This window comes from Microcoleus sp. Pol11C3 (assembly GCF_036701485.1).
GTDB lineage: Bacteria > Cyanobacteriota > Cyanobacteriia > Cyanobacteriales > Microcoleaceae > Microcoleus.
Window position 1 is genome coordinate 1 of the sequence record NZ_JAUBQW010000177.1, and the last position, 10,750, is coordinate 10,750.

Genomic DNA, 10,750 nt, shown 5'->3' on the forward strand with positions numbered 1-10,750 from the left:
GAGATTTTTGGGTGTTTTTACTCACTATTATCCCCTGAATTTGCGTATGTGCCAGTTGGGGTGCGGAATGTGGGTTAAAAGATACGATCGCCCAACCAACTTCCCAGCCACAGCCCGAAACCGGAAGTAGCCACCAACAGGATAAACGTATAAAGCCCGCTGCCGGTGTGGATCAACCTTTCAGCAGCTACCATCCGTGCCACAACTCCAGCAATAATGCCGATCGCCGCCCAAGCCCCATAAACAGTCTTAGCCCCGGCGATAGCCAAGGCTTGGACGATCGCCCCCGAGCCCGCCCCAGCAACAACCCCCGCCCAGGCCCCAATCCCCAGCCCGATCGCACCTCGGAGCCCGACGGGGCCGCCAGAATGCACACCTACTTCCGCCGCCAGCCCGCACGTCAAGCCGACAATCGCCCAACACACGGCCGCCACCAACGCCTTAACCCAATTCCCAGAATGAGTTCCCGCCATCAATCCCACCACTGTCACCACTCCCCCTACAGCCACAACAGCAGCCACAGCCCGCGACTCGGCCTCAGAACTGGCGATCGCCCCCAAACCAGCCCCAACTGCGCCCCAAGCAGCCCCTGTGACCATTCCTCCCGCCTGAAAACCGGCGATCGACCCCCCTACCGCCCCAGCCAAAACTAACGCCGCCAGCCACACTCTAGGCGTTGCCGAACCCTCCGCCAGCAAAATCGCCGCCCACAGCCAATCTGCACCGCAGATTAAAGCCCACATCCACAGCGGGGCGTCTGATTCCGTCAAAATCCAACCGGTCAAAGCGTAACTCGCCACGGCGATTGCCAGCGGCCACCAAGGGAAGCTTGAATAGTGTTGAGAGGGCCGCACTTCCCTCGGCGCGCTTCGCGGTTTTGAGTATTGAGTTGAAAATTCAGTTTTCCTTTTCGAGGTAAGCTTTCGATAGTTTTGAGATGGCCCTGGTTGCCTCGCAACGCTGCGCCCTGGTTGCTTTCTTCCCCGCCACGCTTGGCGATTGTGAGTGGTAAATCGTTTCTTACTTGAAGAGTTTTTTTGAGTGAGAAATTTTTGGGTGGCGGCTTTTGGGCGGGTTTGACGGCGCTGGGAACCAGGCCTGGCGGCTGATTTTCCAGAACGCCTTCTCAGCGGCTTTTCGGGCGCAGGGGGCGGTGGCTGCTGAAACTGTTTTTCGATCGAGCTCGATGATTCAGGCTGACTCAGAAACAACACCAACTGGTGGTAAGCTTCATTAATTTCTGTTAATCTTTGGTGAGCTTTTTGTTGCAGGCGATCGTTGTTGGCAAACCGATCGGGATGCCACACAAACGCTAAATCCCTGTAAGCGCGCTTAATTTCTTCTAAGGAAGTTCCAGGCTCAATTTCGAGGATTTCGTAGCATCGGTTAATGTCACCCATAGGCTTCGATCGGCACTTGTTGGTAAATTTGCGTGAAGCGAAGCTATCCCGCAGGGAATCGTACTTAACATCTTGTACTATTCTCAGCCAAGCTGCACAGTCAAGCGATTGGAGATTTGATATCTGAGATTTGAGATTGGGACTTACGCATCACAACCTTCAGAAACCGGGTTTTTTACAGTTTCTGCGAGCTGTAACCAAGTATGATGCAAAAAGCCCGGTTTCTGACAACCCGTGCTTTTACCTCTGGCGAGTCATAGAACATAACATCCAAGATTTCTCTCTTTGACTGAGTAGGCGGTCTGGTTTTCTTGTTTCGTGGTAATAATGGCTCGATGAGTTCCCACTCTTTATCGGTTAAGCTGCGGGAGTACGACATTTTTTTCTGATCTTAGCTCATCATCACAGATCCCAAATGGGTTCTATAAGCTTTACAGCTATTTAGGTGTACCTCACCAAAGCGTGAATTGCTATATACTGGAGAAGACAATTCGCCCTCAAAGAGCACTATCATAATTGTACTATTGAACTAAGAATAAATGGCTCATGCTTCCTTTTACATCTCGTATTGTATGCCAAACTTTACTTTTATTGAGTGGGTTAGATATCCCAGCTACAGCAACCTAAGTCTGGATTGGTGCGGGACGAATTACTGATGGTATTGGACAAGGAGGCTCGGTTAAACTGAAACTAAAGATTGACGGCAATAATGTCCGATCAATATACGGGTTTCATTTGAATGGTACTATCTATGAGGGAACGATTAGTACAAAATTTGCTCATGGGCGGTTGAGACAGTTTTCACAAGATTTGTGTGTAACTTTAAACCTAATCCCACCCAAGCCAACAATTTTATATTGACCGCAGCGAACAAATAAATAATAGAAATATCGAATGAACACTATCAGATATCGTCCAGCAATAAGTATTGGCTTAGTAACTGCTTGGAGCTTGTTTTACTGTGCAGTATCTAGCAACTTACCTATGCTCAATAAAATGGAGCTGGACATTCAGGATCATCTAATAAGACTTCATAAACCAGGGCTTATGCCCAAAGAAATTCTACTGCTTAAGATCAAGCAGCCTGCCATTTTAGGATATAACTTTCATAACTTATATAAACTGAATATTTTCTATGCAAATTTAGTGAAAAGCTTAATCAACAGTGGTGCAAAGCTTGTAGTCATAAATTTGCCTACTCAAATGATCCAGTACATTGATCTTGATACAGATACTCAGTTAGAACATCCCTTTCAAGAGTTGATTAGTAAATATTCAAACCAGATTGTTTTGGTGGCTCGTCCAAGTAACTTGCCCTCAGAAAATTCAGTCATAAATGATTATCATAATTTACTTCCTTTCGATAATGAAAGTATAAATCCCTCTATTCCCCCAGAGCAGATAGTAAGTTACTTCAGATATGGAGCACATCCACAAAGCTTAGACAGCCCAGCTCGAAAAGCCGAGCTATTTTCCAATTTTAGCTATGAAGATGATCCAGATATTAATATACATCATAAGGTTAAATCTGTGGCAACTATGGCCTTAGAAAAATTCTATATGAACTCAGGAAATATTAAAGGGTTTCAAAATATTACCCATTTACAAACTCTTTTATCTTTTCAAATGAACTTCTGGGGTTCTGCTGATACATTTCCTAGTATTGATATTCATTTTCAATGTCCTTCCTCTCAGCTAGAGATAGAACACTGTAATCCTTCCTTTGAACCCCAATCTCTTGAGAAGCTCCATGATAAACTTGTATTAATCGATCTTCCCGAAGGGAAAGGATTTGAAACCTATCGAGAACTATCTCCTTTTGGGGAGATGTCTGTTGCAGAAGTAGAAGCTAATCAAATAGCTAGTTTGATGACCAATTCATTTCTGACAAGAATCCCGAATTGGTATGACTACATCATCACAACTTTGGGTCTTGACTTCATAAGCCTATATATACTTAGCCCAGGCAAAAAGCATAAACTTATACCTGTTCACCTGCTGGTTGGCTGGCTGCTTCCGATCTTGGTAGGAAGCTATGTAGCTTTAAGTTTTATCTTGTTCTATCAAGGGTTAATGTTTCCATTATCCATCCCCATCTTAGGTTGGGTGGGAACAGGTTCAGGTGTAGCCATTTATTCAATTCTCAGGCAGTCTATCCAACAACAGCAGAAATTAGCTGAGCGACAGGCTGTTCTTTTGCAATCGCGGAAACTCCTCCATCGAGTCGCAACAGACATTCATGATGGCCCACTTCAAGAACTCAAATTGGCAATGGATAGTATTGAGCTTCTAGCCCTCAGTCATCCATCTCCCATGATTAACTCAATCTTAGATCGATTAGAAGCAGTTGGGCTTGCGCTTCGCAATCAGCTCAGCAGCACACGCACAATTGCAGAAAAGCTAGAGATTACACCAGAGCTGCAATCTGGACTGGATCGGGGGATACACCAATGGCTCCAAAAACTGATTAACTCAAGAGAATTAACCTTGAGTGTCAAAGAGCATCTACAACCCTTGCGAGAACCCAAATCTGATAGTGCTTGGATTGATTCGAGAGAGGATATCTTTCGCTTTTTTCGAGAAGCGATCGCTAATGTGATTCGCCATGCCCAACCTCCAAACGGATCGGCAACGCAAGTTTCAGTCTCGCTTACTCAAAAAGATCATCACTGCCGATTAGTGATCGAGAATAATGGAACTAGCCTAACCCCTATCTTATTAGATATTGCTCACAAGAAACGTCGTAGTGGTGGATATGGCACTAAACTGATGAAAACTATTGCCGCTGAGATCCCAAATGGGTCTTGGCAAAGGGTTCCATTAGAAGAAGGTGGGATGCAGGTAACACTTGAATGGACGCTGGAAACCCCATAAGATGATAACAAAGAAGGGTATAACTACCCGATCAACCTACGTTTAATTGCCTCCATGCAAACTGCGATTCTGGTATTAGTAAGTTGACCATCAAGCTGATCGACATTCAGTTTTGCTTTGAGACTCTGGACGTAGTTCTGAGCTGTTTTGAGGGATATATGCATCCGCTCTGCAATTGCCTGATCTGTAAGGGCTTGGTTACATAACAAGTCCAATACCGTTCTATCCTTATCAGTCAATGGCATTTCGTTCATTAAATTACGAGGAATCTTACACTGTCCAGCTAAAGCACTACGACCTCCTTCTAGAAAAGCATTCCGTCTTTCCATTTTATTAACGACAGCAAATCCCCCTTGATGTTCAAATATTTGCTTCAGGACTTGCCTTAAATAGCTTGGTTCGCTGGTATAGACGAGAACATTTAACAGAGGATGATGCTCAAAAATGTGGTGGAGTAGCGCTAAACCTGGCTTGGCTGACTCCTCGCCTGTCAAAGTCCCAAATTGTAAGTCAACTACTACTAAATCTATGTTCTCTTGCTGGAGTTGCTCAATCCCCTCTTCAGGGGTTTCCTGAATAATGCAGGAACACTGAGGCTCTATCATCCTCAAAAATTCACAATTATTTTGACCGACTTCAGGGTGATCCTCAATAACCAGAAAGCGTTGTGTTTGAGAACTCATAGTTTGACCGCCATAACTATTTTATCATTTCTTCAGCACACTCGTTTTCCCGACTATTTAGACTGGCTATCTAACGTGAGCTGTTACTGATAATGATAATCGTGAGGGAGGGGAAAGGCAAGTGCTACTCGCCTTTCCCCTCCTCTACTGTGTAAGCCTACAGAGTTACAATTTTGGCTTTATAACCTTTATGCTCTAGTTTTTGAACCTCTTTGTTAGCAGCTACACGATCTCGGAAAGTTCCAGCATTGATCCATTTTTTTTGATTAGCGCGGTGATACTGGACGCGGTATTCATGGTGACGTTGGGATTCAAGCGCAACTTTTGTTGTTTGCTTCATAGGCTGAGCATTGGCTTGGAGGGGAACAGCAATGCCTAGCCCAAGGGTAGCTATAGAGATGAGTGTAACCATTACCTTGTTCATGATTCAGACCTGTTTGGAGAGTTGATAGTTTTATTCTGTCATTCAAGCTTCCCGGTTGATAGGGGAGTAAGCGCAAATAATATTGCGTGTTTACGCAAGCCCGTTCAGAAAACGACTTAGAAGGAGAGCAATTTTTTTCGGTAGAGAGGGGGCAATCAGGGGTTTTAAAAATTAATCATCCCAAAGACCTTGTAGAGAAACCTTTTGAGATATTTTAGGCGAGCGATTAAAATCGACGCACAATAGCAAGAATCGTTGCAATTAATCTGGCTTACCCAGATATCTACTCCATACTCCACTTTTTTTTGGCATTACAAGAATTGGTGCAAAGATGAGCTACTTCAAAACATCAGACATCCTTCTGCTATAGCTACAATGAGAAAATACTTTCGTGCGATCGGGATCTGTGTCTGTGTCGGAAAATCAAGCACCCACCTTCATCTTAGTTGACGGTCACTCCCTGGCCTTTCGCTCCTACTTCGCCTTTGCCAAAAGTCGAGACGGAGGCTTGCGAACTACGACGGGCATTCCCACCAGCGTCTGTTTTGGCTTTCTCAAGTCGCTGCTGGAAGTAATGGTGGCCTATGACCCCCAGTACATGGCGATCGCCTTTGACCTCGCCACGCCCACTTTTCGCCACGAAGCCGACGAAACTTACAAAGCCGGTCGTGCGGAAACTCCCGAAGATTTTAAACCGGATATCAAAAACCTGCAAGAACTCCTCACCTATTTGAATTTACCAGCAATTACTGCTCCCGGCTACGAGGCAGACGATGTTTTGGGAACTTTGGCAAACAAAGCCAGCGCGGCCGGTTATCAGGTCAAAATCCTCACGGGCGATCGAGATTTGTTTCAATTAGTAGAAACCGAGAAACAAATCAGCGTATTGTATTTGAGTACAGATGAGCTCAGGCGATCGGGCAAAGGCAAATCCCAAGAATACGGCCCGGAAGCAGTCAAAGAAAAACTCGGTATTTTGCCCGAACAAGTAATAGATTACAAAGCTTTGTGTGGCGACAAATCCGACAACATCCCCGGAGTCAAAGGCATCGGCGACAAAACCGCCCTGCAATTGCTGGAAGCTTACAATTCCCTCGACGGAATTTATGCAGCCATCGACGAGATTAAAGGAGCAACTAAGAAAAAGCTAGAAGAAGGCAAAGAAGCTGCTTATCATTCTCAACGCATGGCGACAATTGTCCAAGACGTGCCATTGGAAGTAGATTTAGAAAATTGCCAGCTCAAAGGTTTTGATGAATCCGCCTTGATTCCGATGCTGGAAAAATTGGAATTTAAGACATTTTTAGGGAAAGTAAAGCAAATTCAAAAACGGTTCGGTGGCGCAGAAGAGCCATTGACAGACAGTGGAACAGGCATCTTGTCTGTTGCTTTGGGCGGGCAAGATGCCCACCCCACAATCAATTCACAGGAGAGTGGAACAGGCATCTTGCCTGTTGCTTTGGGCGGGCAAGATGCCCACCCCACAATAGATAAGTCACCTCAAACTTCTGAAAGTTCAGAATACGAAGACGACGACTTGTGGTTTTTTAGCCCCGCAGAAACTAAAGCCGCTCAGCAGGAAAACAAACTGCCAATTAAACCCAGAATAATTCAAACAACCGAACAGTTAAACGAATTAGTCCAACTGCTGCAAACCTGCACCGACAAATCTTCACCCGTGGCGTGGGATACCGAAACTACCGCGATCGAACCGCGAGACGCCGAATTAGTCGGAATTGGCTGCTGTTGGGGAACCGGTGAAGAGGATGTCGCTTACATTCCCACGGGACACAAAACCGGCACAAACTTGGACAAAGCCACAGTTTTAAATGCTTTGCGTCCGATTTTGGAAAGCGAGAATTATCCCAAGGCGCTGCAAAATGCTAAGTTCGATCGATCGATCCTGCGCTGTCAGGGAATCAAACTAGCAGGAGTCGTCTTCGACACCATGCTAGCCAGTTATGTACTCAATCCCGAAACCAGCCACAGCCTCAGCGAATTGTCAAGGGAATACTTAGGCATTGTTGCCACAAGTTATAATCAATTAGTACCTAAAAACAAAACAATTGCTGACATCAGTATTGTCAAAGTAGCCGACTACTGTGGCATGGATGTTCACACCACATTTCAGTTAGTAGGTAAACTGAGAACTGAATTAGATAAAGCTGATGAACATAACTTTCCCGATAAATCTTTGCATAAGTTGCTGCTGGAAGTAGAACAGCCCCTCGAACCAGTTTTAGCTGAAATGGAATACTGCGGAATTCACATTGATTCAGCTTACCTGCAAGAACTATCGCAACAGCTAGAAAAGAGCTTAACAGAAATAGAAGAAAAGACTTATCAAGCAGCGGGGAGAAAGTTTAATTTAGGTTCCCCGAAACAACTCAGCGAAATCTTGTTAGAAAAAATCCCCGATGAGTTTAAGAAAAAGTCTCGCAAAACTAAGACGGGATACTCTACAGACGCCGCCGTATTGGATAAATTGCAAGGAGATCACCCGATTGTAGATGATTTATTAGAACACCGAACATTATCCAAGTTGAAATCAACTTATGTCGATGCTTTGCCGCAGTTAGTGCGTGCGGATACCGGGCGGGTGCATACAGATTTCAACCAAACTGCAACGGGTACGGGAAGGCTTTCTTCTTCCAATCCAAATTTACAAAATATTCCCATCCGCACCGAGTTTTCGCGGCAAATTCGCAAAGCTTTTTTACCGGAAGAAGGTTGGCTGATGGTGTCGGCTGACTATTCTCAAATTGAACTGCGAATTTTGGCTCATTTGAGTCAAGAACCTGTTTTAATAGAGGCTTACCAAAATAACCGAGATGTGCATACCGTAACAGCTCAACTCCTGTTTGAAAAAGAGGAAGTAACCCCCGATGAAAGACGGTTTGGCAAGACGATTAATTTTGGGGTAATTTACGGTATGGGGGCGATTAAGTTTGGGCGATCGATGGGCAAAACTTCAGCAGACGGCAAAGAGTTTATTAAGCGATTTAACGAGCGTTACATTAAGGTTTTTGAATTTTTGGAGAAAGTAAAAAAAGAGGCGATCGCCCTGGGATACGTTACCACAATTCTAGGCCGCCGCCGCTATTTAAAATTCGAGAGCGAAAGCCTCCTGGACTTAAAAGGCCGCAATCCCCAAGACATTCACTCCGATAGACTTAAATCTGTCAGCAGAGATGACGCCCAATCTTTGCGCGCGGCAGCCAACGCTCCGATTCAAGGCTCCAGTGCTGATATCATTAAACTTGCCATGATTGAAGTACACAAAATTTTGCAAAACTATCAGGCGCGGCTGCTGCTGCAAGTTCACGACGAATTAATCTTTGAAGTACCTCCCGATGAGTGGGAAGAATTGCAACCGAAAATTAGAACGGCGATGGAAAATGCTCTGCCACTTAGCGTACCGCTGATAGTTGACATCCACGCTGGGCAAAATTGGATGGAAACTAAATAAAACAGAGAAATATGAGCCAAACTAAAATCACAATTTTCCCAAAAATAAAAACCTTAAGTGCAGTTGCTCTGCTATTGCTACTATTCGGATGTCCACAAAAGTTAGCGCCCAACAACTATGCTGTCAAGCGAGTTAGCGACGGCGACACGCTTGTTGCCAGTGATGCCGCCGGGAAAGATATAAAAGTGCGTTTTGCCTGTGTAGATGCACCGGAAGTCGCGCACACAAATGCTGAGAAAAATAGCAAAGCATCAGCACAAAAAAATCAATTTAAGTGGGGAAATCTAGCGTACCAAAGAATGCAGCAGCTAGTCAAACAAGGGGGCGGTCGCGTTGTTTTGACCGTCACCGATACTGACCGCTACGGCCGCAAAGTTAGCGAAGTTCGCTTGCCCAACGGTACATTTGCCCAAGAAGTTTTGATCCGCGAAGGATTAGCAATGGTTTACCGTCCTTACTTAAAAAACTGTCCTAGTGCAAGTATTCTGGAACAAGCGGAAGCCGAAGCTAAGAAAAATCGCCGCGGCGTTTGGGGAGATTCTAAGTTTGTTCCTGCGTGGAAATTTAGGAACAGTGATAAATGATGCGAAGAAGATCCTTCGATTTCGCGATCGGGTAAAAAGAAGGCAAATGGTAGGAGTACGAGCTAACTCTTGCCTTCGGAGTTTTGTTAGTCGAGTAGAGCCACAAGTTTCAACCGATTTGTATATTGACAGGGACAGGATTATGCTGTTGGGGTGGAATATGGGAACCTGTATCAGACATTTACAGTCTTGGAGTTACTCAGGTTTTGTTAAACCCCGTCTATACTATAAATCTTAGGTTTAGCTCCTCCGCATCGGCCCAGAAAGCGGGTTTCTAGATACCGATGCCGATCGTCCTAATTTAGTACAATACAATCAGGACGAGGTTCTGCTCCTACGGTCTGCAATCTGTGGAGTTTCCGCGATAGCTGACGCCAGATTCATCTAAAACCAGACATGAGTTCGATCGCACTTTTCTCCGACCTGTTTTTTCGGAAAAGTCAACAAATGTGATAGGCTCCAGATAAACTAATAGACTGCTGACAAAAGCGGTCTATTGCAATCACCCAAAATTAACTTTAAGGGACATCAATGAATTTCAAACATCTGGTTATTTCCGGCCTTGCGCTGATCCTCGGTACGGCAATTGTAGGAAATGCGATTGCTCAAGAACTGACTGAAAACCAAAAAACGGTTATTTGTCGCTTGAAAACAGAAGTTGACCAGCGGAAAGGCAACGCTCAAAAATTAGTATTTGTGCCGTTGCTGGGCCAAGTTCGCAAGCAAGTTTCATCTCCTTTTAGAGCAACGCTGCATCCTAATGTGGAGTATGTTTTTGTTGCCACTTGCGACGGAAATTGTCAGGATTTAAACTTATCTCTCAAGGATGCCAGCGGTCAGGAAATCGCTGTGAGTCAAAAAACAGGCGAACTGGCGTCAATCTCTTTTACTCCCCCATCCCAAGGCGAATATCAAATCAGTGCTAAGCCTGGGGAATGCACGACGGCAGAGGGTTGCAGTTTCGGCATGGGAATCTTCGTTCCTGCCTCTGCAAACGTACCTAATGCTTCTAAAATTCCTGCTGAGATAGCACAATTTCGACTTTGCCAGTAGGAGAACAGCGATAGAGTTGTGGGTTGCGAGTAGAGTAGAGTTTTAAATCAGAAATCTAACTCATAACTTGCAACTTATAACTCGCCACTTATATCGCAACCACCAAAACGGTGAGGACGTTCTTAATTACTGAAACCATGCCTTTGACTGGTTCTTCCTTCTTGCTTTTTTTTACTCTGAGCGACTTGTAAGCTGTTGTGCCTTTAAATAGGGTATAATAAAAACTTAGCTTAGTCAATCAATACAAAAATGCCAGCAAAAAA

7 protein-coding genes are annotated in these 10,750 nt (G+C 44.8%); 4 read left to right on the forward strand and 3 right to left on the reverse strand.

Annotated features, from left to right (window positions below; translation table 11 throughout):
- Positions 1-74 precede the first annotated feature (74 nt).
- Positions 75-1,400, reverse strand: coding sequence for a J domain-containing protein (locus QUA40_RS25600; RefSeq protein ID WP_333131094.1), 1,326 nt, complete (start codon positions 1,398-1,400; stop codon positions 75-77).
- A gap of 894 nt (positions 1,401-2,294) precedes the next feature.
- Here QUA40_RS25600 and QUA40_RS25605 point away from each other — a divergent pair.
- Positions 2,295-4,274, forward strand: coding sequence for an ATP-binding protein (locus tag QUA40_RS25605; RefSeq protein WP_333131095.1), 1,980 nt, complete (start codon positions 2,295-2,297; stop codon positions 4,272-4,274).
- A 23-nt stretch (positions 4,275-4,297) separates the two neighbouring features.
- Here the strand turns inward: QUA40_RS25605 and QUA40_RS25610 are convergent, their stop codons facing one another.
- Together QUA40_RS25610 and QUA40_RS25615 are read right to left on the reverse strand one after the other, a co-directional pair.
- The gene (locus QUA40_RS25610; RefSeq protein WP_333131097.1) at positions 4,298-4,957 is read right to left on the reverse strand and encodes a response regulator transcription factor; all 660 of its coding nucleotides are present in this window, start codon (positions 4,955-4,957) and stop codon (positions 4,298-4,300) included.
- A gap of 157 nt (positions 4,958-5,114) precedes the next feature.
- Complete coding sequence (locus QUA40_RS25615; protein WP_333131099.1) at positions 5,115-5,381, reverse strand: hypothetical protein; 267 nt, start codon at positions 5,379-5,381, stop codon at positions 5,115-5,117.
- Between the two features lie 391 nt (positions 5,382-5,772).
- On the opposite strand from QUA40_RS25615, the gene polA reads away from it, so the two are divergent.
- From polA to QUA40_RS25630, 3 genes are all read left to right on the forward strand, one after another.
- Positions 5,773-8,850: a DNA polymerase I gene (gene polA / locus QUA40_RS25620; protein ID WP_333131101.1), complete on the forward strand. Its 3,078-nt coding sequence runs from the start codon at positions 5,773-5,775 to the stop codon at positions 8,848-8,850.
- Positions 8,851-8,861: 11 nt separating this feature from the next.
- Positions 8,862-9,434, forward strand: coding sequence for a thermonuclease family protein (locus tag QUA40_RS25625; RefSeq protein WP_333131103.1), 573 nt, complete (start codon positions 8,862-8,864; stop codon positions 9,432-9,434).
- 531 nt (positions 9,435-9,965) lie between these two features.
- Entirely contained in the window at positions 9,966-10,487 is a 522-nt protein-coding gene (locus QUA40_RS25630; protein ID WP_333131105.1) for a hypothetical protein, read from the forward strand.
- Positions 10,488-10,750: the final 263 nt, after the last annotated feature.

Bases quoted from the DNA above. Each gene is read 5' to 3' on its own strand.
- QUA40_RS25600 (WP_333131094.1), bottom strand. From the start codon at position 1,400: ATGGGTGACATTAACCGATGCTACGAAATCCTCGAAATTGAGCCTGGA.
- QUA40_RS25605 (WP_333131095.1), top strand. From the start codon at position 2,295: ATGAACACTATCAGATATCGTCCAGCAATAAGTATTGGCTTAGTAACT.
- QUA40_RS25610 (WP_333131097.1), bottom strand. From the start codon at position 4,957: ATGAGTTCTCAAACACAACGCTTTCTGGTTATTGAGGATCACCCTGAA.
- QUA40_RS25615 (WP_333131099.1), bottom strand. From the start codon at position 5,381: ATGAACAAGGTAATGGTTACACTCATCTCTATAGCTACCCTTGGGCTA.
- QUA40_RS25625 (WP_333131103.1), top strand. From the start codon at position 8,862: ATGAGCCAAACTAAAATCACAATTTTCCCAAAAATAAAAACCTTAAGT.
- QUA40_RS25630 (WP_333131105.1), top strand. From the start codon at position 9,966: ATGAATTTCAAACATCTGGTTATTTCCGGCCTTGCGCTGATCCTCGGT.